Origin of the sequence: Pontibacillus marinus BH030004 = DSM 16465 (assembly GCF_000425225.1) — a bacterium.
In the GTDB taxonomy this organism is placed as follows: Bacteria; Bacillota; Bacilli; order Bacillales; family BH030062; genus Pontibacillus; species Pontibacillus marinus.
In genome coordinates, this window is sequence record NZ_AULJ01000060.1 from 1 (window position 1) to 23,559 (window position 23,559).

Consider the following 23,559-nt stretch of genomic DNA (forward strand, 5'->3'; position numbering starts at 1 on the left):
TGATTGGAATTTATATTCACAGAAGTTGCTCAAAACCTTGTCATGATAGGATTATACTACCTGGAATTAGAACACCTCATCCCAGAACTACGGTGGTTCCGTTAGTCACCATTTGGCCAAGGTGGGCTGTGGAACGGGTTGACTCCAGCGGAAGAACGGAGTGACGAGACCCCGCAGAGAGCTTGCGAATGAGGAGGCTCGGCGCTTCGTCCGCAGGAAACCAACCCCCCCCACAGCCCGCCGCTCTCCACTAAAGTAACGGAACCATACTCAACTTATCTCGAATCCAAGTCTTCCACATAAGGGGGCTATAGCTGAAGATCGACTTACTTTCAGGCTAACCCTGAGTCTCAATAGATTTTCCTATGAAAATCATGAAACATTATCGTATCATAAGACGTAGAAGGTATTGTGAAAACAAGCAAGAGAGGATGAAGTGAATTATGTTTAAAAAAATGATGGCTAGTTTAGGAATCGGAGCAGCTACAGTAGATACACAGTTAGAAAAAGAACGTTATACAGCAGGTGAAGAGGTTCGTGGGAAGGTTGTCATGCAAGGTGGAAGTGTTGAACAGCAAATTGATCGAATCAATCTATTTCTTATGACAGAAGTTGTGAAAGAGGTTGATGATCGCAAGGTACGTGAAGATGAAGTGGTTCATCGATTTAATATCACAGATTCGTTCACGTTAGGTGAAGGAGAAGAAAAGGAAATTGATTTTTCTTTCACTCTACCACTCGATACACCAGCTAGCTTTGGGCGTCTTCCTATCTGGTTCCAAACAGGCTTAGATATTCCGAATGCAGTAGACCCACAGGATCGCGATTACATTCATGTGGACCCTTCAGAAAATGTTCAAGCCGTCCTTACAGCGGTTCAGCATGAATTAGGATTCAAGCTGCGAAAAGTTGAAATGGAATATGCGCGTAACTATCAAATCGTACAGGAATTTGAATTCCAACCAGGTGGGAAATTTCGTAGTGATCTAGATGAATTAGAAATTCTTTTCTTCCCTAAGGCAGAAGGGTTGGACCTCATCATACAAGTGGATCGACGCGCTAAAGGGTTAGGTGGCTTATTAGCTGAAGCCTTAGATGCTGACGAAAGCCATGTAAAAACACATTTCTCTAACCAAGAACTTTCAGAAGGTGAAGAAGCTATTGCAAGTAAGCTTGAACAGTTAATTGAACGCTTTTCAAACTAAACTTCATACAAATTAAAGCTAGAGCAGATTATTTAAACCTGCTCTAGCTTTTTCATTTATACTGATATTCGTTCTTTATGCCCCATAACTTCTAAGAACACTTCAGCAAAATATGGATCCCACTGTGTGCCTTTACCTTCTTCAATGATCTGCAATGCTTTTTCAGAAGACATTCCTTTTCGGTAAGGGCGGTCTGAAGTCATCGCATCAAAGGCATCAGCAACAGCCATGAGACGCCCGAATAAAGGAATGTTATCTCCACTTAAGCCTTCCGGATATCCTTTTCCATCATATCGTTCGTGGTGGTACTTTACACCAGGTAACAAAGGTTGCAAGTCTTGAGGTAAGTTTACCTGTTCTAGGATATTTGCCCCTATGACAGGGTGCTGTTTAATTTGTTTAAATTCATCGTCATTTAGTTTGCCATCTTTCAGTAAAACGTAATCTCGAATGCCGATTTTCCCAATGTCGTGCAATAGAGCTGATTTTCTCAAAAGGTCAACCATTTCTGAGGAAAATCCGTCCTTTTGAGCGATCATAACACTGTAGTCTGCAACACGTTGAGAATGTCCCGCTGTATAAGGATCTCGGGCATCTAGTGTAGCAGCAAAAACAGTAAAAAAACTTTCAAGAAGTTGTTCATTACGTTGATCACGGTCTTGAATACCAGAGACCATGTGGTTAAACCCTTTTACAAGTTGTGAAAACTCATCTGAGTATGTATTCTCCATATACTCTAACTCTCCATTACGTACCTGATTTATCCCATCACGCAAAGCATCGATCGGTTCTTCGATACTCTTGTAAATGAGCAAAGCTCCACTAAGAGAGATTGCTAGAATTACGATTAGAATCATGGATGCCCAGTTCCAATAGTTCTGAAGAATATCAGTCTGGTTTTCAGCTAAACGTATTTGTGAAGCAAGTATAAATAAGGCAATGGGAAATACGGCCGTAAATACAGATGTAACGAGAAGCTTTTTACGAATGCTTAAAAAGTAAGACTCATCAATAGAGAAATGTCTCCCATATAACTCCTTTGTACGAGCTGTTATATGGGATATTAGAGGCTTTACTGTTTGATAGTGAGCTCTGATATACCCTTTTTCTAATTCTGTTATGGTAGGTGAAGACTTTTGGATAATGGTTTTGATAGGTCTAATATGTTTTTGAAATACAATGAATTCACAAGTAAGCATAGACATAACAGATAGACCCATAACGATTAATAAAGCTGTGATTTCTTGAGTACTTAAAGTAAGTGTGTAAAAGATAAAGATACTCCCAACACCAAACACGGCAATAAACGATCCGATTATATAGTTTAGAAGCATTCTTCGTTGGAACGTGTTAAGAATAGGCATATAAAACACCTCTTTATAGTTTGAAAGTACTAGTTCTCCCATTATAGCAAATTTAAAACTAGATTGGTTGAAATTGTATTGACGTCTTTTTGAAATTTTATTAATATCTAATTAGATGATTATCAAATTAGGTGGTGGAAAGAATGCAATTGGATAAACTGGTTCATTTCCATAAAGCTTTAGGGGATCCCACAAGAATTCGAATTGTTACGTTATTAAAACAAGGGCCACTTCATGGTCAGGCTATTGCGAATAAACTCGGATTAAAACCTCCCACGATTACACATCATGTTGCAAAATTAAGAGATATTGGCTTAGTTTACCAGCGTCGGGATCGAAATACCATATATTTTTATTTGGACCATAAGAAACTCGAATTTAATGCAAACGCCATTTTAAAAATAGGGGAGGAAACCAAAGTGACTCAAGAAATGAAAGTTGAGGAAAAGGACAAACTTTCTATTATTAAGAATTTTTTTGATGCAGATGGAACACTGAAACAAATTCCAAGCCAGCAAAAGAAGAAACTTGTAGCCCTTGCATATATGATTCGTCAGTTAGAACCTGGTAAAACCTATAATGAAAAAGAAATAAATGAATACATTAAGCAATATCATGGTGACTTTGCCACAATTCGACGGGAATGGGTTATGCATCACTTTATGTATAGGGAAAACGGTCAGTATGAACTTAATCCAAAAGAAATGTGGCCAGTGATATTTTAAAGACGGAGACTATCGATCTCCGTTTTTTTACTCATGCTAATTTGATGATCATCTAATCTCTGAGACAAACCTATCATTTTGTCGAAATTTGTATTGAAAATTCAGAATTATTATTCGATAATAGAAAAAAGGGATAAAGATAGACCCTAGAGGAGGCGACATGTATTGACCTTCAAAGTGATTGCATACTACAACCGGGCCACAAGGATAAGTTTTGAGAAGCCAAGTCCTACGAGAGAAGAACTTGTGTTTTACGATTATGATGCCGCCAAACGCTTTGTGAGTCGCTTAAAGGATGATTGGGTCTACAGTCGTTATCGTTTCCAGATTGTACATGTACAAGGGGAATTGATTCCTCCAATAACTAGAGTTGAACCTACAAAAGCGTTAGTTTGTCAGTAAGGATAAGATTTTTTAGGCGGAAAAGCATTTGCTTTCCGTCTTTTTTTTGTCCTTAGAAAATAGATCACAGCATTTAGATAACCCTTGAATGATTACCGATGAAGAGGTTTTTCAGTGTGAACATCGAATTATAGAAGATCAAACATTTATGAAAGAAGTTGTTTCTATTTTTGGGAAAAGGAGAGTTCACAAATGATCGGCAGTCCAAATAAGTTCGGTTATCAAATTAAGCAGTTTTATAATAGTAGGGATTATACAATGGATGACTTTATTCTTTCAGGGTCCTTTGTAATTGCTCGAAAAGATGGCAAAACATTATTGTGTCATAACCATAAGCGTGCACAATGGGAATTACCAGCCGGTAAAAGGGAACCTGGCGAAACCCCATGGGAATGTGCAGAACGTGAATTGAAAGAAGAAACAAGTCAAGTGGTTCATGGTTTATCATGGATTGGGGTAATGAAGCTCGTTAACAAAGAGACTGGAGTAGAAAAGTTTAACCCTATCTTTACTGGTGAGGTTGAAGAGTTACACCCATTTCAAGAGAATGAAGAAACAGATGCCATTGTGTTTTGGGATGGAGAAGAACGTATAGGAGAAATTGATGAGGTAGATGTAGCATTATTACATAGAATTTTTTCAATTTAACTCTGATACCTCACCTGACTACCCTGTTGAACTAAACATGAAAGCCATTCATGAAGGTAGAGATAAATATATTGAAAAAGCTCTACAATTTATAAAGAATACTCGATAAATCACATAAATACTTTATCTAATAAGGACAGTAGAAATACATTAAGAAACACTCAGAATTTATTCTGAGTGTTTCTTCACGTTCTCGAATTTATATTTTGAATGTTTGAAGCAAGAACCCCCGTGGTAAAGAAATTATACTAAGTTTTTTTATGACAACTTTTATTACATACAGCAATGAAAGGCATCAAAAATTAAATTTTGTTTAAGGGGGAACGGACGTGCAGGAGCATATGATCATTAATGTGAATGGCCAGGAGTTGCTAGCCAAACCCGGACAAACGTTGATTCAGTTACTGAATGAGGCTGAAGTTGAGGTGCCCCAGATTTGTTACCATGAAGCGCTAGGTGCAATTGAAACATGTGACACTTGCGTAGTTGAAGTGAATGGGGAGTTGAAACGAGCTTGTGGAACGAAAGTCGAAGCAGGTATGGAGGTTTTTACACAAAAAGAGCTTGTGCAATCTTCTCAAAAGGAAGCTTTAGATCGGATCATGCAAAAACATGAACTCTATTGTACAGTTTGCGATTATAACAACGGTTCATGCGAGATTCATAATGCCATGGCTGATTTCGGAATTGAACACCAATCGAAACCATTTGAGCCAAAACCATATGAGGTTGATCGTACTGGCTCCTTCTACAGATATGACCCAGATCAATGTATTTTGTGTGGTCGATGTGTTGAGGTATGTCAGGACATCCAGGTGAATGAAACACTAACCATTGATTGGGAGCGACAACAACCTCGTGTGATTTGGGACAATGATGTTCCAATTGATCAGTCCTCTTGTGTAAACTGTGGTCAATGTGTGACAGTTTGTCCATGTAATGCTCTAATCGAAACAAATATGGAAGGAGAAGCAGGTTACATGACGGATCATGAGCCAGGTTTGCTTCGTTCCATGATTGAACTTACCAAAAAAGTTGAGCCTGGTTATGGACCACTTTTTGCTGTTTCAGATACGGAAGCAAATATGCGTGAGGATCGAATTGAAAAGACCAAAACCGTGTGTACATATTGTGGGGTTGGCTGTTCATTCGATGTTTGGACAAAAGGTCGAGAGGTATTGAAGGTAGAACCTCAAATTGATTCACCAGCAAACTCTATCTCTACGTGTGTAAAAGGGAAGTTTGGTTGGGATTACGTGAATAGTGATGATCGTTTAACGAATCCATTAGTACGAGAGGGAGACCATTTTAAAGAAGTTGAATGGGATGAAGCCATTAAAGTTGTGGCTGACAACTTCAAACGATTAAAAGCAGAGCATGGTGCAGATTCAATGGGCTTCATATCTTCTTCTAAAGCAACGAATGAAGAATCTTATGTCATGCAAAAGCTCGCTCGCCAAGTGATTGGAACAAATAATGTTGATAATTGCTCAAGGTATTGTCAGTCCCCAGCCACTAAAGGACTTTTCCGCACAGTGGGGCATGGAGGGGATGCTGGGTCAATTGAGGATATTGCTAAAGCTGAGCTTGTTATTACGATTGGTTCCAATACAGCTGAATCTCACCCTGTATTGGCATCCCGAATCAAACGTTCCCAGAAACTCTTTGATCAAAAACTTTATGTATTTGATTTACGTAAGCATGAAATGGGTAAACGAGCAGATGAATTTATTCAACCAGCTCCTGGGACTGATCTTGTATGGTTATCAGCTGTAACCAAATATATCATTGACCAGGGCTGGCATGACAAAGAGTTTATTGATACCTGGGTGAATGACTTTGAGGAGTATTATGAGAGCTTAAAGCCGTTCACGTTGGAGTATGCTGAAAAAACTACGGGCATCACTCAAGAGATGTTAAAGCAAGTAGCGAAAGAGATTTATGAAGCTGAAACGACTTCGATTTGTTGGGCGATGGGCGTAACGCAGCATCAACTCGGAAGTGACACTAGTACAGCCATTTCAAACTTACTGCTAGCTACAGGTAACTACAAAAAACCAGGTGCAGGCGCCTATCCATTACGTGGGCATAATAACGTTCAGGGTTGCAGTGACTTTGGTAGTATGCCGAACTTCTTCCCTGGTTATGAGAAAACAACCGATGATGATACTAGACAACGTTATGAAAACCTATGGCAGGTTGATCTACCAATAGAGCCTGGTATGGATAATCACCAAATGATTGAAAACATTCATGAGGGTAACTTGAAGAGTATGTTTATCCTTGGTGAAGATACAGGGATCGTTGATGCCAATATTAATTACGTAACAGCAGGTTTTGAGAAGTTAGATTTCATGGTTGTTCAGGATCTATTCTTAACGAAAACAGCTGAGTATGCTGATGTTATTCTACCTGCTTGTAGTTCACTTGAAAAAGATGGTACGTTTACGAATACAGAACGTCGTATCCAACGTATTTATAAAGCCATGGAACCACTTGAAGGCACAAAGCCAGATTGGGAAATTATTCAACTTATCGCAAAAGAATTAGGATATGATTGGGGTTATGAGCACCCAGAAAAGATCATGGAAGAAGCGGCCTTTTTAACTCCATTATTTGCAGGTGTAACCTATAATCGTCTTAAAGGTTACAATAGCTTGCAATGGCCTGTAGCACCGGATGGAACGGACACACCTTTATTGTTTGAAGATGAATTCCCTTTTGAGGACGGAAAGGCAAGATTCTATTCCTTAAGCTATGAGAAGCTATATGAAACAAATGACGAATATGATCTTCATGTCAATAACGGAAGATTACTTGAACACTTCCATGAAGGAAACATGACTTATAAAACACCTGGTATTGTTCGTAAAACACCAAATGCCTTTCTTGAAGTCTCACCAGAGTTGGCTGAGGAACGGGGCATTGAAGAAGGTGCCTTAGTACGATTAACCTCTCATGCTGGATCTGCTACAGGTGAAGTACATGTAACAGATCGAGTTGCGGGAAAAGAGCTATATCTACCATTGAACGATAATGGGAAGTCGGCTGTAAACTTCTTAACAGATAATCGAGTGGATAAGGATAGTAATACGCCAGCTTATAAAGAGATTGCAGTTAAAATGGACGTCATTCGAAAGAAAGGGAAGTCACCTGTTCCTGATAACAATCACAGGAGAGGTAATCCGCAACCTCAAATCAGTGTTGGAGTTGAACGGAAATGGGAAAGAGATGACTATACATTCCCAGGAAATCAGGTGAGTAGAGATGGCTAAAGCAATATCGCGAATAAAAAAAATGGAGATGACCCAAGAACAAATTCGAGCAAAAAAAGTTTCAAATCTCGAGGCGAAAATGGCTGACAATGCTGAATCGATTGAGAAAGCTATTGATTTAATTCGTACGTTAGATGAGGCTGGAACATTGGATACATTTAATGCGTTTGTCAAGCATAAAGAGGAAGCTTTAGGTCACTTTGTCACTGAAGCAAACAAGCCGCGCTACTCCAAAACCTTTGAAAATTTATTCGAGTTTGTCTTCCTTATGGGGGACTTAGATGTTCAGAAAGTACGTGAGTTATCCAAACGTCTAAATCAAGGGTTAGAAGGTATGGAAGAAGGCAGTGAATCAGAGGAAAAAACATCTATGATGGATCTGATGAAGGCGTTGAAAGACCCGGAAATTAATCAGGGTATTACCATGATGATGCACTTTTTAAGAGGGTTAGGGAAAAAAGATTGAATTATGTGGTTAGGAGCGAGTGAATTTGTAAAAATTCACTCGCTTTTTCTTTTGTCCTTTCCATTCTCTGTTAAAATAGGGGGTGTAATGTAAAATAGAGGTGGTTTTGTGAGTCAGCTTTCAGAAGATCTTGCTTCCGTACCAATTAAGAAAATCTTAATCTTTTTTTCTGGCTTTGCCTTGCTTATATTATTGCTGACGGAAGAAATGCCGGTAGAGTGGATTGTGCCCCCCTTTACAAGTGTTTTATGGGGATATGGGCTATACACCTTACTCAAAAGCAGATCCATTAAAAAAGGACTGCTATCATTGGGGTTAGGTTCTATTTTAATTCTTTCATTTTGGGTTTCCTCGTCTACTGTAGAGCTGGGGTTATTATTGGGAGTAATCTTAATAAGTAGCATTATGTGGAATTACGAATGGTATAAGAATCGTTTTGGAATCGAAATGCATGTGTTGGATCAGATACTATTGAATGTTCGTACATTTTTGATTTATTTTACTATCCTCCAAATGAGTGAGCATATGTGGGGGCACGTAAATGTCTTAGCTATTTTATTTATTTTTACTAGTATGGCTCAAGTTCTGGTGGATATTCGATTGAATAAAAAGTTCAATTGGTTGAACAGTATTGTAGGTGTACTTGTCTTACTGGTTGTCATCATTAATTTTTTTATAAAAGGAGTCTAATCATGTTTTCTAACATCATGGCAGTAATCTTTTTAGGGTTGGTTGTTTACTTAATTGTTTCTGAGAAGAGTGAAGTTGACTCTAAAACAATAAAAGAAAGTAGAAAAGAAGCAAAAGCTAAAAAAGAAATGTGGATGTAAGATAGGAGGAAATAAGGGAGGGCATTGCTTTGTTAGCCATTTTAGCGAACATCGGATTTATCCTGCTTGTGGTTTATATCATATACTTAGTCATCAAGAAGAATAAGCGCGACAAATTAATGCTACATAAGGACAAAACGGCTGAAGAAATTGAAGCGGAACAAAATGTAACGAGAGAGAAAGCAAAAAGCTGGCGTGGTCCACCTGGAGCAGGTGGAGGCGGCGGTATGTAATTCTCTAAATAAAATGACTGCAACTATCACATGCTATACCTTGAGGAGGGATCCATGTGACGAAGAAGAAAAAGCGGCAAAACCATAATGGCAGTCAAAAGGGGAAACCGACCAGTGACGCAAAAGATGCTGGCAATAACGTGATGGCAGCAGAAGAACTTGAAAAAGCCATTCACCCAACCCGCACATCTATGAACGATGGATAAACGTAAGTAAAAAAGTGTACCGTACTCAACATGTGAGTACGGTACATTTTTTTTAGCTATGGTTGTCACAGTAAATAATCATGGCTTTGCGCAAATATTGGGAAAGTCCTTCACCGTGTTTATCAATGTTTTTTGTGAATCGAGGATCATCGACATATAGATCAGCTAACCCACGAAATATCTCAAAGGTACAATAATAAAAGTTCTCTGTAATAAATTGCTTCCATTTGCCTACTTCTTGCTGGACTTCAGGATCAGCTGGGTCTCTGTCCATCCGTTTTGCAATATTACCATAGATCTCATTGGTTTCTTCCATAATGTTTTGCCAGTCATCTTTTGTATATTGAGATGTTTTAGCCTGTGCTTGATCTACAGTTTCTTTAGGGTATTTCTCCCTCACTTCATCTGCATATTTCTTCTGATGTTCTTCAATCTCTTTCATATCGAATCCTTTAAACATATCCTCATTTGTCATAGCCGTTCCTCCTTCTAACGATTGAATCGTTTGGTCAACAGTATGAATCATGTCATCCAAGCGTTGTCGTTTTTTCTTAAGCAAATCCTTATGGAGTTTTAATGCTTCTTTTCGGTCAAAATCGGGTTGGTCTAATACGTTTTTAATTTCTTGAAGTGAAAAGCCAATCTCTTTAAAGAAAAGAATTTGCTGTAAACGTTCGAGGTTTGATGACGTATAAAGTCGATAACCGGCCGGTGTTATCGATTCGGGTTGTAGTAAACCGATTTGGTCATAGTGATGAAGAGTGCGTACGCTAACTCCTACGATGTCTGCTACTTCTTTTACTTTATACATCTTTCGTTCACCTCCTATATTCATCGTAGACTATGACGTAACGAGAGAGTCAACTTCGATTTTATTTTTTTAATGCTTTTTTTAAAAGGCGTATTTGACCTCTGTGGCTCAGTTCATCTTCCATCACGTGGTACCACATGAAATGATAATTATAGGCTACACCATGTGGCCACTTAAACTCTTCCCAAAGCCATTGATCAGGCTTTTGTTGAAGTTCTTGTTTTGTTTTTTCACGAATGGAGGATAACAGATTTATGTAATAGTCAATCGTGTTACCGTGAATTTCTTTTCCTTTTTCTCCGAGTACAAGCGTAGGCTCCCATACTTCCCACTCTTCTTTTGTGAAATCTCTTCTTTCAAATGTAATAAGTTGATGAGCTTTTTCTATTCCAGCTATGTGCTGTAGTAAAGCACCGGTTGAGTTTTCAAATGATGAGGGGCGTTGGTCGAGCTCTTGTTGGGTTAAGTCTTTGATCTCAGATAAGGTTACATCGCGAGTGTGGTCTAGCATAGATACGAGGGTGCCGATTTGTGGTGTGTAGTCCTTCAATGGATGAATTCGATAATCGATAGACATATATTCTCTCCTTTCAAGTATAGTTCAGTGTACAAGAGGAACTTTTTTAATTACAGTCTCTTATTTTTAAGAAAATAATGGTAAAATAACTATGTACATGTTAATAGATAGGGAAGTAATGAATGTATAAAAGCATAACGTTTGCTGATCGTTATAAAACTAGATATGATTTGGATAAGAAGAGAGCTAAAGGGGATCCCTTGGCTCTTTTTTTACCTCTTTAGATTGAATGAAATCAAAATGGGAATATAGATACAGAATGAAATGAGAGGAGTATGATTAAATGCCTGAACAAAATGAACAAATTTTATTAGCAAAACGTCCTGAAGGAATGCCTACTGAAGCAAACTTTACATATGAACAAATTGAGGTGAAACCACCACAAAAGGGTGAGGTTCTCGTACGCAGTCTTTATATTTCCGTAGACCCTTATATGCGTGGTCGCATGAGTGATCAAAAATCTTATGTAGAACCCTTCAAAGTAGATGAAGTCATTTCAGGTGGCGTTGTAGGTGAAGTTGTCGAATCAGAAGATGATGAACTTCAAGTCGGGGACAAGGTGTTTGGCATGCTTGGATGGCGTCGTTTAAATACTGTGCCAGCTAGTCAGCTAAGAAAAGTTGATGGTGAGCGTGCTCCATTAAGTGCTTATCTAGGTGCTCTTGGATTAACTGGTTTAACAGCTTATTTTGGCTTTATGGAGATTGGTAAGCCTAAAAAAGGAGAAACGGTTGTTGTTTCTGGAGCAGCTGGAGCGGTAGGAATGATTGTAGGGCAAATTGCTAAAAATCAAGGTGCCCATGTTGTGGGGATTGCAGGATCAGATGAAAAAGTCGACTACATTGTGAATGAGCTTGGCTTTGATGCAGGGATTAACTATAAAACGGTAGAGAACATCCAAGATGCGCTCTTTGGTTTATGTCCAAATGGTGTAGATGTGTATTTTGATAATGTAGGGGGCGAGATCTCGGATGCGGTCTTAAACCTTCTGAACTCCTTTGCACGTATCCCGCTTTGTGGCGCTATTTCTTCCTATAACCGAACTGATGGAGATCTAGGTCCACGTGTTCAAACGAAGTTGTTGAAGAGTCGTGCATTAATGCAAGCCTTTATCGTAGGTGATTTTGCAGAGCGTTTCCCTGAAGGGATTAAACAACTTGGAGCATGGTTAGCTGAAGGAAAACTAAAATACGAAGAGACAATCACAGAAGGATTTGACCAGATTCCAGAAGCATTCCTTGGTTTATTTGAAGGAAACAACCTAGGAAAACAGCTTGTTAAAGTTGCAGATCCTAAATATTAGAATAAAAAAACAAGCCAGGCTCTAGAGCCTAGCTTGTTTTATGAGGTTTTCTCTTTATCCAACCATTTTGAATATTGAGCTGTAATGATGATAGCTGTTAACAGTATGGTAAGGAGTAATACGACCCAAATGGCTAGTAAGCCTGGTGTGAATGTTTCCATGTCTTGAGCGTGTAAAACTACCCAACTACCAAATCCAAAGAAAAGAATATAAAGTAAAATGGCTGGGACTAACAAGACAATTTTCTTAATGAGACTAGTATAGGATGATTTCTTTTTCATATGTCATTCTCCTTTTCCTTACGGTAATGTCTCACACACAACTCCATCTTGATCTCGGTCAAGGCGGTGTGGGTCTTCGCTTGGTCCACCTGCAGCTTCAAAGAAGGCTTGAGCCACAATTTGTTTTTGGAAATCGCCACAATCCCTGTCCGGACCATCAGGTGCATAAGGGAGGGAGATGTTTGATTGACTTGAATCAGGTTGTTTCTTTTTCTCCTGGATAGCATCAGCATGGAAGCCATCTTCTTGTACATAATCAGGTTCGTTCCAAATTCCTCTAGCGTTATTCTTCGCGTCTTGTTCTGCTTTTCTTAATTCTTCGACATACTTATCATTTGGTGGATACACGTATGCAACACGTGCTAAACCACTTTGAACCACTTGCTTATTGTACATTTCTCCGTTTACATAAACGTAGGCAAGAATACGATCATACTTATCTCGCTTCGTTGTACCAATTTCTAACTTGATTTGTTGCCCTGAAAGCTTTTCTTTAGCGAACTGACTAGCTTCAGGTCCATAAGGTTGAACAGGTTTGTTAGGGTGTTTGGTTTCAGGTGTATCGATTAACAACATGCGTACGGTTTCTTCACTGCCATTCATTTGGACTGAAATTGTGTCACCATCAACAACCTTTTCAACTTTTGCCTTGATGAGGCTTTGTTGTTCAGTTGATTCTTTTGACTGTGATTGTTCACTTACTTGTTTCACCTCTGTACATCCAGTAAGGATTACTATAGAGGAAAATAAGATCAGTGCAATGTTCTTATAAGCGTGCATATGTAAGCTCCTTAATTCTTTGATGTTATGTACCACTTTAATAGATTTTGAAGCGGGATGCTAGCCTTATAGGGAATTGTGTTATAAGACAAAAATTTAGAGTTTTCGTACTTTTTGATTTATTTCGGATAATGAAATAGTTTACACTTATCTTATATGGATATAGAAAGGGGAATGTAGGGTGTACGCAATAGTAAATGCGAGTGGTTTTAATGGTAAAGGAGAAAAATTTGAACAACAAACGATTTTGATAAAAGAAGGAAAACTTGAGCGAGTAGATAGTTCTAAAGAAGTTCCAGAAGGTTATGAAGTAATCGATGCAACTGGAAAAGTGGTAACACCTGGGTTAATTGATGTACATACACATATTGGTGTATTTGAGCAAGGCATTGGACGTGAAGGTCATGATTTTAATGAAACGAGCAGTGCAACAACCGCTCAAATACGTGCCTTAGATGGCATAAATCCTTTTGATCAGGGGTTTGAAGATGCTAGACAAGGGGGAGTAACCACGGTACAAATCCTTCCAGGGAGTGCGAATGTAATTGGTGGAGAGATGGCGATCGTAAAAACTGCTGGAACAGTTGTGGACGAGATGATTGTCCAAGCGCCTTCAGGATTGAAAGCAGCTACTGGTGAAAATCCAAAACGTGTTCATGGTGGCAAAGGTAATCTGCCTACAACAAGAATGGGTGTAGCTGCGTTACTCCGTCAAAAGTTAATAGAGGCCCAAAACTATTTAGAGAAAAAAGAAGATAAAGAACGAAACCTGGAGCTGGAACAGATTGCTAAAGTACTTGAAGGGAAGATGCCATTACGTGTACATGCCCATAGAGCGGAGGATATCGCAACGGTTCTGCGGGTGAAAAATGAATTTAATATTGATGTGACAATCGAACATGGAACAGAAGGGCATTTAATAACTGATTTCATTGCAAAGCATGATGTTAGTATAGCGGTGGGACCTACCATGACATCACGTTCAAAAGTTGAACTCGTTAATCGTGGTTGGCATACACTTCCTGCTTATGCAGAAGCAAATATCCCTTTTGCCATTACAACTGACCATCCTGTTGTAACCATTGAACATCTAATAACAAGTGCCATTATGTCTGTTAAACACGGATTAGATGAATCCATTGCAATGAAGGCATTAACATTAAATGCAGCGAAGCACTTAGGTATAGATGATCGTGTAGGTTCACTAGAAGAAGGTAAAGACGCTGATATTGTCATTTGGAGCGGGGATCCTTTTGATTTACGAAATTCTGTTGAGCGTACCATGATTGATGGACATTGGGTTTTTGGATAAAACATTTCCTGGGCAATGTGTGAGGAGGAAACGGCTGTGAATAATCGATTGAAAGCTAGAGATCTTGGGATACAAATCGGATCTTTGTCAGTTGGAAAACATAATCAAATTACAGATGTGCCCGGTGTTCAGGTGGGGCATGTCACTTTATCTCGAGAATTAGAAGACCAAGAAGTAATACAAACAGGCGTGACAGCCGTTTTACCACACGAAGGGCATCTTTTTTATAAAAAGGTGCCTGCTGCTTGTTATGTGTTAAATGGCTTTGGAAAAACGGCTGGGCTTGTTCAAGTTGATGAGCTTGGTAACATAGAAGCTCCTATTATGCTTACGAACACATTTGGGGTTGGAGCTGTAATGGATGGAACGCTTGATTATATGTTAGAGCAAACACCTGAAGTGGGAGATACAACGGGGACCATTAATCTTGTAGTAGGTGAATGTAATGATAGCTACCTAAATTCTATCCGGAGACGAGCTGTAAAACCAGAGCATGCAAAGTTAGCTATTGAGAATGCTAGTTCTTCTTTTGATGAAGGTGCTGTTGGAGCGGGTGCCGGTATGGTGTGCTTTCAATACAAAGGTGGTATAGGAAGCTCTTCAAGGAAAGTAGAGGAATGGCATGTTGGTGTTCTCGTGAACAGCAATTTTGGTCGAAGGGAAGAGTTTCGATACGCAAATTACAATTCTGCGGGTGTTGATCAAGACATTCCGGATGGCTCCATTATGATTACCATTGCAACGGACGCGCCGTTAGATAGTCGTCAGTTAAAACGTCTATCAAAAAGAGCATCAGTGGGACTTGGTCGTATTGGTTCTCATATCCATCACGGAAGCGGAGATATTATCATAGCTTTTTCGAATTCGAATCAAGTCGATCACTTCTCAGAAGATCAAGTTAAAACGTTTACAAGTATTCAAGATAGTCATCCCGTTATGAATACGTTGTTTCAAGCTGTGGCTGAAGCGACAGAAGAAGCGGTTTTGAATTCTTTAACAAGTGCTCACACAACTTTAGGTCGAAAGGGACGAAAAGTTGAGGCTCTTCCATATGAATTATTGAAAAATCATTAAAAAGATTGATCATATGTGAAACTATTTTATGTTTTTATCGTACAATTGTGTGAGGTGAGGAAAATGGGAATACAAGGACCGGGTCCGGGGTTTGGTTTATTTAGTATCGTACCCTACTTTATTGGTGCTGTTTTTATGATCATTGTTATTATATTTATCGTGACAGCTGTTAAAGGGATTAAACAATGGAGCTATAACAACAAACAGCCTGTATTAACCGTAAATGCAAAAGTCATTTCAAAACGTACTCAAGTAAGAGGGCGAAACAATGATAATATGAATTCGACACGTACATATTATTTCGTTACCTTTGAAGTAGAAAGCGGCGATAGAATGGAACTTCAAATAGACGGGCAAGAATTCGGCATGCTAGCAGAAGATGATGTCGGTTCATTAACGTTTCAAGGCACGCGTTATAAAGGTTTTGAAAGAATGTAATGAGAAAAAAATCCTCCAGTATTGCTGGAGGATTTTTATTATGGGTTATAAATCTTGCTTAGAAGGTGGAGCCATGAATTCAGGTCCTACAGGATTTTCAATGTTACGCACTAGAATTTCATCAATAGCCTTTTGCGCATCTTGATCAATCTTGAAATCCATAACTTCATCAATTGGGTTCATTTGCTCTGGTCTTCTTCCACCCCATAGGGCAGTACCTGTTCCTGGTTGATCTAAGATGAAGCGTAGTGCTAGATGAATGATGCGTTTATTAAATCGCTCTTGAGCCAATTGATCTAGCTCTTGAACGGCATTAAGATATTGATCAAATCGCGGTTGTTGGAATTTAGGATCGTTGTTACGGAGGTCATCCCCTTCAAAGGTTGTGTTACGATCCATTTTTCCAGTGAGCAACCCTCTGCATAAGCTACCATAAAGAAGTGTATGCAAGTTATGCTCTTGCACATAAGGAAGGATATCTTCCTCTATCCCTCTTTCAAACATGTTATAAGGAGGCTGGACTGCGTGTAATGGTGCTGCCTCGCGGAATGTATCCATTTGCTCTGGTGAAAAGTTACTTACACCAATCGCACGGATTTTTCCCTGTTTATATAAATAGTATAATGCTTCAGCGGTTTCGTGAATTGGAACAGTAGGGTCTGGCCAGTGAACCTGATAGATATCGATGTAGTCTGTTTGTAGACGTTTGAGAGATGCATCTATTTCTTTGTGAATACGATCAACAGACGCATCGCGATAAACCTGTTCGTCTTGCCAGTTTAGAGCTACCTTTGTGGCAAGCGTGATGTTTTCTCTTCCTCCATATTGCTGAATAGCTTTTCCAACGATTTCTTCAGAACGCCCAAAACCATATACTGGAGCCGTATCGATTAGCGATACACCTTTATCTAAAGCTGCGTGAATGGTTTTAATGGATTGATTTTCATCCGTTCCACCCCACATCCATCCACCGATAGCCCAAGTACCAAGTCCAATTCTAGATGTTTCAATATCCGTATTACTTACTCGAATGTTTTCCATGGATGTTCCTCCTTCATTGGTAAGTCTAATGTTACCTTTTAATACATGTACCCGCTGTGAATATATGATAACCATTTGAATAGGTGGGCTAGAAATTCACTCATTTTTTTTGCATGAAAACCTCAAGACAAGAATAGATTGATAGTAGCTTGTCTAGGAGGAATAATAATTATGATTAGAATTCCGCAGCGTTTATTTTTAGGAGTGGCACTGGTTGTATTTACTGTCATTTGTATTGGTTTGTTAATTCGTTCTCAAGAAGCGGTTATGCCAAAAGAGTTAGCCATTTCTGTTAGCGAACCACTCCAACTTCCTAACAAAATAACGATGGTTGAGTCGGTAGATGAATTAGAGCAGGAGGTAGGGTTTGATGTTAAAACCTTAAAAGAACCACCCATGACATATACCAGGACATATATCGGGTACCAGCAATTAGATGAAGGGTTATTAGTCAGACAAACCTATTTAAACAAAAATGAAGAATTACTTACACTTAAGCAGTCAAATGATAAGGAGTTACTAGATCATGCTAATACATTTGATAATAAAGAAGATGTGGTTGTAAATGGAAGAAGCTATACAATGTTTATGAATGGAAGTGATATCTTTCAAGTAATATGGGAGGAACATCCCTTCTCCTACTCGTTAACCTCACAACAAACCTTTTCACTTAAAGAGTGGAAATATCTATTATCTGTATTAAAATAATAATGTATAGACGAATCCTAATAGGTGTAGGATTCGTCTTATTTAATATGAAAAAAGAAGGTGATTGAACATGAAACGAGGAGTCCTACACCACATTGAACTATATGTATCAAATTTAGAAAAGTCTTTATCTTTTTGGGGATGGTTACTAGAAGAACTCGGCTATGAAGCTTATCAAGAATGGGAGCAAGGGAAGAGCTTCAAGCTAGATCATACCTATTTAGTGTTTGTACAAACAGAAGAGAACTATTTACATATTCCCTATCATAGAAAAGGAACTGGATTGAACCACCTTGCTTTTTATGGAGAGTCAAAAGGCCATGTTGATTGGATTACGGAACAATTAAAAGAAAAAGATATTCCGGTATTGTACGAGGACAGGCATCCTTATGTAGGTGGAGAGGATTATTACGCTGTTTTTTTCGAAGATCCTGATCGCATAAAAGTTGAAGTTGTAGCACCTTAGGTTGAAGAAAATGGCCCTAACAAAACTAGGCAGTCTTATGATGGGGTGTCTAGTTTTGTTAGTTTTATTATCAGAAAATTCATAATATAATAGAATGGTAGTTATAATGGAGGGGGAAATGATATGGAGGTTGTTCGTCAGCCTAGGAGAGAGCGGAGGTTAAAGCGATGGCATATTATCACGCTTTCTATAATTGGTTTATTGTTATTAGCTCTTGTTAGTACACTTATATATGTAAACGCATACATAAACAAAAGTTTAGCTCAAATTGAGGGCGAGTTATCCGTTGAGGGATTGCGGGCTCCGGTGGAAGTGGTAAGAGACCAAGATGGAGTTCCTCATATAAAGGCTGAAAATGAACATGACTTGTTTTTGGCACAAGGATATGTTCAAGCTCAAGACCGAATGTTTCAAATGGACATGGCCAGAAGACAAGCATCGGGGAGATTGAGTGAAGTTGCAGGAGAGGCAGCTATAGAGCAAGATAAATATTTTCGAACATTAGGTTTAAGACGTGCTGCTGAAAAATCTTATAAAACCTATTCTGATGAAGCCAAACAAATCATGGAGTGGTATGCAGATGGTGTGAATGCGTATATGAAACATGCTGAGGAAACGAACAGCACACGCCCTGAGTTTATCCTAATGGGTGGGAAGCCGGAACCGTGGACACCCATTGACTCCTTAACGATTGGGAAATATATGGCTTTTGATTTAGGAGGTCATTGGGAAAGACAGGCCTTTAACTATCACCTGTTACAATCCTTCCCTAGGGAAAAGGCACTTGAACTATTTCCTTCCTATCCAAGTGATGCACCAACTGTTTTAACGAAAAGTGAAATGGATATTGAGGATAGCTTTAGTGGTGCTGTGATTCCTCACCCCTTTAACGGAAGTAACAACTGGGTGGTATCAGGGGAAAAAACAAAGTCAGGTAAACCTTTATTAGCAGATGATCCTCACTTAGGTTTAGCGACTCCATCAATCTGGTATCAGATGCACTTAGAGTCACCTAAATACAATGTGAGCGGTGTGATTTTTGCAGGTATCCCAGGAATTATTTTAGGTCATAATGATCAAATCGCATGGGGGGTAACAAACACCGGACCTGACGTACAACAGCTTTATCTTGAAAAGCGAAACCCTGATAGCCTTAATGAATATTTGTATGAAGGAGAATGGGAGAAAGCTAAAGTTATTAAGGAACCGATAAAAGTAAAAGATGGCGAAACTGTTCCATATGAAGTCGTCGAAACTAGACATGGTCCGATCATCTCTGATTTTGCTGGGAAGACGGGGGAAGAAAACGCGATGTCCTTAAGGTGGACAGCGTTAGATGCCTCGACCGAATTAGAAGCCATATTGGAGATCAATCGAGCTTCAAATTGGGCAGAGTTTGAGAAAGGGTTAGAAAAGTTTCTCGTGCCGGCACAAAATTTTGTTTTTGCTTCAAAAGGTGGAACAATCGCATATAAAGCGAATGGGAAAATTCCAATATACGAAGATGGTAGTGAGGCATTACTCCCGCTAGAAGGTTGGAAGAAGAAGAATGAGTGGAATGGTTTTATCCCATTTGATGAACTACCCACTACAATAAATCCAGATGAGGGGTTCATTGCCACTGCAAATAATAAAGTTGTGAGTGACTCGTATCCACATCATATATCAAATAATTGGGCTCAGCCGTATAGGTATATGAGAATCGCAGAACAGTTAAGAGATCGCGATAACTTAACTGCTCAAGACATGAAAGAACTACAAATGGACCAAGTGAACTTACGAGCTCGTGAGTTTGTTCCAATCTTTTTAAAACATCTTCCAAACGAAAATCTTACGGATAAACAAAAAAAGGCTGTAGCGCTATTAAAACGTTGGAATTATGAAGACAATGTTGATGGTGCTGCTCCACTTGTATATCACAAATGGATTCAAACGTTTACAGAACGTTTATATGGAGATGCATTTTCTGATGAAATGTTAGCCATGTTTAAAGGGAAGGGGCAGACTACAGATGAGTTGATTCGAAAAGCAGCGAAAGGAGAAACGCCTATTTGGATTGAGGAACAAGGAGGCTTTAATCAACTTTTAGAAGCCTCACTTGCTCAAGCTGTCTCAGACTTATCGGATCGATTTGGCGAGCAGGTAGAGGGCTGGAAATGGGGAGATTACCACAGGGTAACGTTTGATCACCCACTTTCAAGTATTGGCTTTTTAGAGCGTTTCTTTAATGGAGAAGATCCAATCCCTGTTGGTGGAAGTAGCGTTACAGTTATGGCTGCTAGTTATAATAATGAGAGTGGGCTGGTAAGACACGGTGCATCCTGGCGTTTCGTGGTAGATGCGAAAGACATCTCAAAAGCTAGTCATATTGTGGGCCCTGGACAAGCTGGCCATTTTCGAAGTGAATGGTATCATGACCAGCGTGATGATTGGGTAAAAGGGACGTATCATACTACGGTTACAGAGGGCATTGAAGGGGCTAAGCTTTTATTACAACCAAAGTAACTTATTGAAAGTGGGGACTAATGGTTAGTCTACACTTATTTAATCTTATAGGAAATGAAACGAAATATGCGCTTCTGCTCTTAATGTACTAATTCTGGAAATTACTATGATAAAATGAGAATCAGATTAGAACATAGCGGGAATAGTAAAAAGGACTTCATTTTTTTACATAAGAAAGGGGAGCGTCATGCACGGTTTTCATGATGTATTTATTCAAATATTAGTTTTACTTGCCATATCCGTAACAGTTATTGGAATTGCCAAATTGATAAAGGAACCCTATTCAATCGCTCTTGTACTTGTTGGTGTTTTACTTGGCATGACTCAAATACCGATGGTTGAGGAAGCTGAACAATTCATCACACAATCAGAGGTTTTTCATGCCATTATTATTTCATTGTTCTTACCAATTTTGCTTGGTGATGCAACATTAAAGATGCCATTTCATCATTTGTATGATTTAAAGAAAACGGTGATCTCTCTCGCTTTTCTTGGTACGTTTCTAACTTTTATCGTTATCGGATTTAGTACTTATTTTATATTGGGGCTACCTATTGTTGTGTCCTTTACATTTGCTGCTTTAATGAGTGCAACAGATCCAATCAGTGTACTTTCAATTTTTAAAGGTCTTGGTGTTCCTCAGAAGTATTCTACCATTATGGAAGGGGAATCCCTTTTCAACGATGGTATTGCTGTTGTTCTCTTCAAGATTTCTAGCATCTACTTGTTAGGGTACATGGAAATGGGGTTAGCTGGAGTTGGAGAAGGGGCTTTCTTGTTCCTTAAATTTGCTGTTGGCGGTGCGCTAGTTGGCCTTATTTTCGGATATGTATTTTCACAAATCATTCGTATTTTTGATGACTATCCGCTAGAAATCGCATTTTCCATGTTACTGTTTTTTGGTAGTTACTTTGTTGCTGAGCATTTTAAAGTTTCAGGTGTTATTGCCGTCGTTGTTGCAGGGTTATTATTCGGAAGTTATGGGAAGAAAATTGGAATGTCCGAAGAAACAAGGGTCAATATTAATTCATTTTGGGATACCGTTACATTGTTAGCTAATTCACTAATATTCCTTATGGTCGGTATCGAAATTCGTGAAATTGATTTTAGTGGCAAATGGGGAATGATTCTTATCGCTATCGTCATTTTCTTAGTTGGCAGAACGATAGCACTGTTTATAAGTACAAGTTATGTTAAAGACTTAACGAATAAAGATCGAATACTCCTAAATTGGGGTGGGCTGAGAGGGAGTTTATCGATTGCCTTGGCACTTAGCTTACCTGATGACTTTGATGGACGAGAAGAAGTCTTGCTTCTAACTTTCTCAATTGTGCTATTTTCTCTTGTAGTTCAAGGGCTGTCTTTAAAACCACTTATTAAGAAATTAGGGATTGTAGGTCCCGGTTCAAAAGAGTCTTAAAAAGAAACCTGACAATTTGTTAAGTAGTTCCGTTGCGGTGGAGAAACATACGAAATAGCATATCCATTAGCAGACCAAATCGCATAGTGATTTGGTCTTTTCTTTTTCCCTATATATCAACGATTATCGGTTTTTAACGCATGAATTAGCATACAAAATCGCACCCCAAATAGCATGATGTCAACAGCTATTGTCAATGTGATTTTTCCTATGTGAATTGGTATGTTATTTGTGATGTTAATGTTCAAATTCAAACAGGAAATTGTTATTTTATGTTAAAATAAATTTAGAGTTTGTGAAAGAATGTACTTAAACTAACGTGGCAGAAGAGTTGAATAAGAGTGTTTAATTTTAGGAGGGGGAAAATTGAGAAGATATCTGTTTATTTTATTTATTGTATTAATCACAATTGTAAGCGGATGCAGGGATGATAAAGAATCTGCTGATGGTAACATCAATTCTTTAGAAGAAAAAGTTAAAAATCTAGAAACAACAATAAGCGCTCAAAACATTACCTCAGAACAACAAGACCAATCTTTGGAAGAATATAATTCAAAGATAGATGAATTAAATAATAAAGTATTAAAACTAAATAACGAAATTGATACATTGGAAAAGTCCCTGAATGTTACAAGTAGCATTGTACAAAGTATTACAAAATCCGAAACTGGTATAGTTGAAAATTTTGAGTTTAAAAATGAAGTGTTGAATCTCATTTTTAGATCCTCAAATATTGAAAGAGACCAAAATGGGCAATACCAGGGTCTAAACGAATCTGAAGAACTAACAGAATATAGTGTTCTTAATGAAATACCAGTCTTCTTATTAGACAGGACCGCAATGACTCTTCGGAAAGTTGAATGGAACGATTTAAAAACCACTAATTTAAAAGGTTTATTCCTAAAGTTATATAAGACTGATGATGAGATTGTATTTGTTCAAGAAATTTATATTCCATAACATAAATTGTGAATTTATTTTCCTAAAGTAACGGGTGCAATAGTGGAACAAGGAGTTGTCGATGCGGTAGTTCCTATTGTGTTAAAGAAGCATGATAATTGAATAAAGGCTGGAAGATCTAAACTCGAAAGTGGGGGGTTATGTGAAAGGCAATTTATTATTAATAGTTGTACTGGCTACTTGTTTTTTAACATCTTGTAATAATACGGATCAAGTAGATCAAGATGGTGGTCCCCGTTATACAGAAGAAATTTTAGACATTGATTCGTCTGATAACAAAATACTTGTTAAAGGCAACAGTGAATGCGGAGACTTTTGGTTTAACATAACAAACGAAACATCCTTAACAGAGACTTCAGGCGAAGCAATCACATTTGAAGACCTTGAAGAAGGAGATGTTGTTGACCTTTGGTTTACAGGAGATTTCTCATTGAATTGTTCTCAAGGGGAATTCGTTCAAAAAGAAGAATATACATTAGTCTTTTTAGAAGTTAAGAAATGATAATACGAATCTTGTTCAACTAAAGGG

26 protein-coding genes are annotated in these 23,559 nt (G+C 38.5%); 20 read left to right on the top strand and 6 right to left on the bottom strand.

Translation table 11 applies throughout. From position 1 onward, the window contains the following. Nucleotides 1-443: 443 nt before the first annotated feature. On the top strand, nt 444-1,205 hold the full coding sequence (locus tag H514_RS0113030) for a sporulation protein (RefSeq protein WP_027447356.1): 762 nt from the start codon (nt 444-446) through the stop codon (nt 1,203-1,205). Between the two features lie 56 nt (nt 1,206-1,261). Here the strand turns inward: H514_RS0113030 and H514_RS0113035 are convergent, their stop codons facing one another. After that, nucleotides 1,262-2,569: an HD-GYP domain-containing protein gene (locus H514_RS0113035; protein WP_027447357.1), complete on the bottom strand. Its 1,308-nt coding sequence runs from the start codon at nt 2,567-2,569 to the stop codon at nt 1,262-1,264. Nucleotides 2,570-2,712: 143 nt separating this feature from the next. On the opposite strand from H514_RS0113035, the gene H514_RS0113040 reads away from it, so the two are divergent. The 9 genes from H514_RS0113040 to H514_RS24975 all read left to right on the top strand — a co-directional run bounded on the left by H514_RS0113040 (nt 2,713) and on the right by H514_RS24975 (nt 9,354). Further along, a complete protein-coding gene (locus tag H514_RS0113040) occupies nt 2,713-3,294 on the top strand; it encodes a DUF2087 domain-containing protein (RefSeq protein ID WP_027447358.1) in 582 nt (193 codons plus the stop codon). Nucleotides 3,295-3,459: 165 nt separating this feature from the next. After that, nucleotides 3,460-3,696, top strand: a complete 237-nt coding sequence (locus tag H514_RS0113045) for a hypothetical protein (protein ID WP_027447359.1) — start codon at nt 3,460-3,462, stop codon at nt 3,694-3,696. A gap of 192 nt (nt 3,697-3,888) precedes the next feature. Then, the gene (locus H514_RS0113050; protein WP_027447360.1) at nt 3,889-4,344 is read left to right on the top strand and encodes an NUDIX domain-containing protein; all 456 of its coding nucleotides are present in this window, start codon (nt 3,889-3,891) and stop codon (nt 4,342-4,344) included. A gap of 329 nt (nt 4,345-4,673) precedes the next feature. Next, nucleotides 4,674-7,619 (top strand): formate dehydrogenase subunit alpha, encoded by a 2,946-nt coding sequence (fdhF, locus tag H514_RS0113055; protein ID WP_027447361.1) that lies wholly within the window; start codon nt 4,674-4,676, stop codon nt 7,617-7,619. Then, nucleotides 7,612-8,085: a helical membrane plugin domain-containing protein gene (locus H514_RS0113060; RefSeq protein ID WP_027447362.1), complete on the top strand. Its 474-nt coding sequence runs from the start codon at nt 7,612-7,614 to the stop codon at nt 8,083-8,085. The genes fdhF and H514_RS0113060 overlap by 8 nt, the downstream gene beginning before the upstream one ends. A gap of 108 nt (nt 8,086-8,193) precedes the next feature. Continuing rightward, nucleotides 8,194-8,775 (top strand): hypothetical protein, encoded by a 582-nt coding sequence (locus tag H514_RS0113065; protein ID WP_027447363.1) that lies wholly within the window; start codon nt 8,194-8,196, stop codon nt 8,773-8,775. 2 nt (nt 8,776-8,777) lie between these two features. Next, nucleotides 8,778-8,915, top strand: a complete 138-nt coding sequence (locus H514_RS24705; RefSeq protein WP_154657380.1) for a hypothetical protein — start codon at nt 8,778-8,780, stop codon at nt 8,913-8,915. 29 nt (nt 8,916-8,944) lie between these two features. Then, nucleotides 8,945-9,148, top strand: a complete 204-nt coding sequence (locus H514_RS0113075) for a hypothetical protein (RefSeq protein ID WP_027447364.1) — start codon at nt 8,945-8,947, stop codon at nt 9,146-9,148. 56 nt (nt 9,149-9,204) lie between these two features. After that, nucleotides 9,205-9,354 carry a hypothetical protein gene (locus tag H514_RS24975; RefSeq protein ID WP_169449758.1) on the top strand — a complete coding sequence of 50 codons (150 nt, stop codon included), beginning with the start codon at nt 9,205-9,207 and terminating at the stop codon, nt 9,352-9,354. A 52-nt stretch (nt 9,355-9,406) separates the two neighbouring features. Here the strand turns inward: H514_RS24975 and H514_RS0113085 are convergent, their stop codons facing one another. After that, nucleotides 9,407-10,165 carry a MerR family transcriptional regulator gene (locus H514_RS0113085; RefSeq protein ID WP_027447365.1) on the bottom strand — a complete coding sequence of 253 codons (759 nt, stop codon included), beginning with the start codon at nt 10,163-10,165 and terminating at the stop codon, nt 9,407-9,409. Nucleotides 10,166-10,226: 61 nt separating this feature from the next. After that, complete coding sequence (locus H514_RS0113090; protein ID WP_027447366.1) at nt 10,227-10,742, bottom strand: DinB family protein; 516 nt, start codon at nt 10,740-10,742, stop codon at nt 10,227-10,229. Between the two features lie 283 nt (nt 10,743-11,025). Here H514_RS0113090 and H514_RS0113095 point away from each other — a divergent pair, with 283 nt between their 5' ends. Next, nucleotides 11,026-12,045, top strand: coding sequence for an NADP-dependent oxidoreductase (locus H514_RS0113095; RefSeq protein ID WP_027447367.1), 1,020 nt, complete (start codon nt 11,026-11,028; stop codon nt 12,043-12,045). Between the two features lie 38 nt (nt 12,046-12,083). On the opposite strand, the gene H514_RS0113100 is transcribed toward H514_RS0113095, so the two are convergent. Further along, the gene (locus tag H514_RS0113100; protein WP_027447368.1) at nt 12,084-12,326 is read right to left on the bottom strand and encodes a hypothetical protein; all 243 of its coding nucleotides are present in this window, start codon (nt 12,324-12,326) and stop codon (nt 12,084-12,086) included. A gap of 18 nt (nt 12,327-12,344) precedes the next feature. Then, nucleotides 12,345-13,106 (bottom strand): thermonuclease family protein, encoded by a 762-nt coding sequence (locus tag H514_RS24000; RefSeq protein ID WP_051255142.1) that lies wholly within the window; start codon nt 13,104-13,106, stop codon nt 12,345-12,347. 181 nt (nt 13,107-13,287) lie between these two features. Between H514_RS24000 and H514_RS0113110 the strand changes: the two genes are divergently transcribed. The 3 genes from H514_RS0113110 (at nt 13,288) to H514_RS0113120 (ending at nt 15,930) form a co-directional block, all read left to right on the top strand. Beyond that, nucleotides 13,288-14,418, top strand: coding sequence for an amidohydrolase (locus H514_RS0113110; RefSeq protein WP_027447369.1), 1,131 nt, complete (start codon nt 13,288-13,290; stop codon nt 14,416-14,418). 36 nt (nt 14,419-14,454) lie between these two features. Then, nucleotides 14,455-15,492 carry a DmpA family aminopeptidase gene (locus H514_RS0113115; RefSeq protein WP_231566629.1) on the top strand — a complete coding sequence of 346 codons (1,038 nt, stop codon included), beginning with the start codon at nt 14,455-14,457 and terminating at the stop codon, nt 15,490-15,492. Nucleotides 15,493-15,555: 63 nt separating this feature from the next. Beyond that, nucleotides 15,556-15,930, top strand: a complete 375-nt coding sequence (locus tag H514_RS0113120) for a DUF2500 domain-containing protein (RefSeq protein WP_027447371.1) — start codon at nt 15,556-15,558, stop codon at nt 15,928-15,930. A gap of 45 nt (nt 15,931-15,975) precedes the next feature. Here H514_RS0113120 and H514_RS0113125 read toward each other — a convergent pair whose 3' ends face one another. Continuing rightward, complete coding sequence (locus tag H514_RS0113125) at nt 15,976-16,971, bottom strand: aldo/keto reductase (protein ID WP_027447372.1); 996 nt, start codon at nt 16,969-16,971, stop codon at nt 15,976-15,978. 171 nt (nt 16,972-17,142) lie between these two features. Between H514_RS0113125 and H514_RS0113130 the strand changes: the two genes are divergently transcribed. The 6 genes from H514_RS0113130 to H514_RS0113155 all read left to right on the top strand — a co-directional run bounded on the left by H514_RS0113130 (nt 17,143) and on the right by H514_RS0113155 (nt 23,532). Then, nucleotides 17,143-17,679: a hypothetical protein gene (locus H514_RS0113130; protein WP_027447373.1), complete on the top strand. Its 537-nt coding sequence runs from the start codon at nt 17,143-17,145 to the stop codon at nt 17,677-17,679. A gap of 70 nt (nt 17,680-17,749) precedes the next feature. Continuing rightward, nucleotides 17,750-18,145, top strand: coding sequence for a VOC family protein (locus H514_RS0113135; protein WP_027447374.1), 396 nt, complete (start codon nt 17,750-17,752; stop codon nt 18,143-18,145). Nucleotides 18,146-18,268: 123 nt separating this feature from the next. Beyond that, complete coding sequence (locus H514_RS0113140; RefSeq protein ID WP_027447375.1) at nt 18,269-20,650, top strand: penicillin acylase family protein; 2,382 nt, start codon at nt 18,269-18,271, stop codon at nt 20,648-20,650. Between the two features lie 187 nt (nt 20,651-20,837). Further along, nucleotides 20,838-22,070 (top strand): cation:proton antiporter, encoded by a 1,233-nt coding sequence (locus H514_RS0113145; protein WP_027447376.1) that lies wholly within the window; start codon nt 20,838-20,840, stop codon nt 22,068-22,070. 366 nt (nt 22,071-22,436) lie between these two features. Next, the gene (locus tag H514_RS0113150; protein WP_027447377.1) at nt 22,437-23,030 is read left to right on the top strand and encodes a coiled-coil domain-containing protein; all 594 of its coding nucleotides are present in this window, start codon (nt 22,437-22,439) and stop codon (nt 23,028-23,030) included. Nucleotides 23,031-23,172: 142 nt separating this feature from the next. Beyond that, nucleotides 23,173-23,532, top strand: a complete 360-nt coding sequence (locus tag H514_RS0113155; RefSeq protein WP_027445099.1) for a hypothetical protein — start codon at nt 23,173-23,175, stop codon at nt 23,530-23,532. Nucleotides 23,533-23,559: the final 27 nt, after the last annotated feature.

Coding starts and splice junctions, on each gene's coding strand:
- H514_RS0113030 (WP_027447356.1), top strand. CDS start 444: ATGTTTAAAAAAATGATGGCTAGTTTAGGAATCGGAGCAGCTACAGTA.
- H514_RS0113035 (WP_027447357.1), bottom strand. CDS start 2,569: ATGCCTATTCTTAACACGTTCCAACGAAGAATGCTTCTAAACTATATA.
- H514_RS0113040 (WP_027447358.1), top strand. CDS start 2,713: ATGCAATTGGATAAACTGGTTCATTTCCATAAAGCTTTAGGGGATCCC.
- H514_RS0113050 (WP_027447360.1), top strand. CDS start 3,889: ATGATCGGCAGTCCAAATAAGTTCGGTTATCAAATTAAGCAGTTTTAT.
- H514_RS0113060 (WP_027447362.1), top strand. CDS start 7,612: ATGGCTAAAGCAATATCGCGAATAAAAAAAATGGAGATGACCCAAGAA.
- H514_RS24705 (WP_154657380.1), top strand. CDS start 8,778: ATGTTTTCTAACATCATGGCAGTAATCTTTTTAGGGTTGGTTGTTTAC.
- H514_RS0113085 (WP_027447365.1), bottom strand. CDS start 10,165: ATGTATAAAGTAAAAGAAGTAGCAGACATCGTAGGAGTTAGCGTACGC.
- H514_RS0113090 (WP_027447366.1), bottom strand. CDS start 10,742: ATGTCTATCGATTATCGAATTCATCCATTGAAGGACTACACACCACAA.
- H514_RS0113095 (WP_027447367.1), top strand. CDS start 11,026: ATGCCTGAACAAAATGAACAAATTTTATTAGCAAAACGTCCTGAAGGA.
- H514_RS0113100 (WP_027447368.1), bottom strand. CDS start 12,326: ATGAAAAAGAAATCATCCTATACTAGTCTCATTAAGAAAATTGTCTTG.
- H514_RS24000 (WP_051255142.1), bottom strand. CDS start 13,106: ATGCACGCTTATAAGAACATTGCACTGATCTTATTTTCCTCTATAGTA.
- H514_RS0113120 (WP_027447371.1), top strand. CDS start 15,556: ATGGGAATACAAGGACCGGGTCCGGGGTTTGGTTTATTTAGTATCGTA.
- H514_RS0113125 (WP_027447372.1), bottom strand. CDS start 16,971: ATGGAAAACATTCGAGTAAGTAATACGGATATTGAAACATCTAGAATT.
- H514_RS0113130 (WP_027447373.1), top strand. CDS start 17,143: ATGATTAGAATTCCGCAGCGTTTATTTTTAGGAGTGGCACTGGTTGTA.
- H514_RS0113135 (WP_027447374.1), top strand. CDS start 17,750: ATGAAACGAGGAGTCCTACACCACATTGAACTATATGTATCAAATTTA.
- H514_RS0113140 (WP_027447375.1), top strand. CDS start 18,269: ATGGAGGTTGTTCGTCAGCCTAGGAGAGAGCGGAGGTTAAAGCGATGG.
- H514_RS0113145 (WP_027447376.1), top strand. CDS start 20,838: ATGCACGGTTTTCATGATGTATTTATTCAAATATTAGTTTTACTTGCC.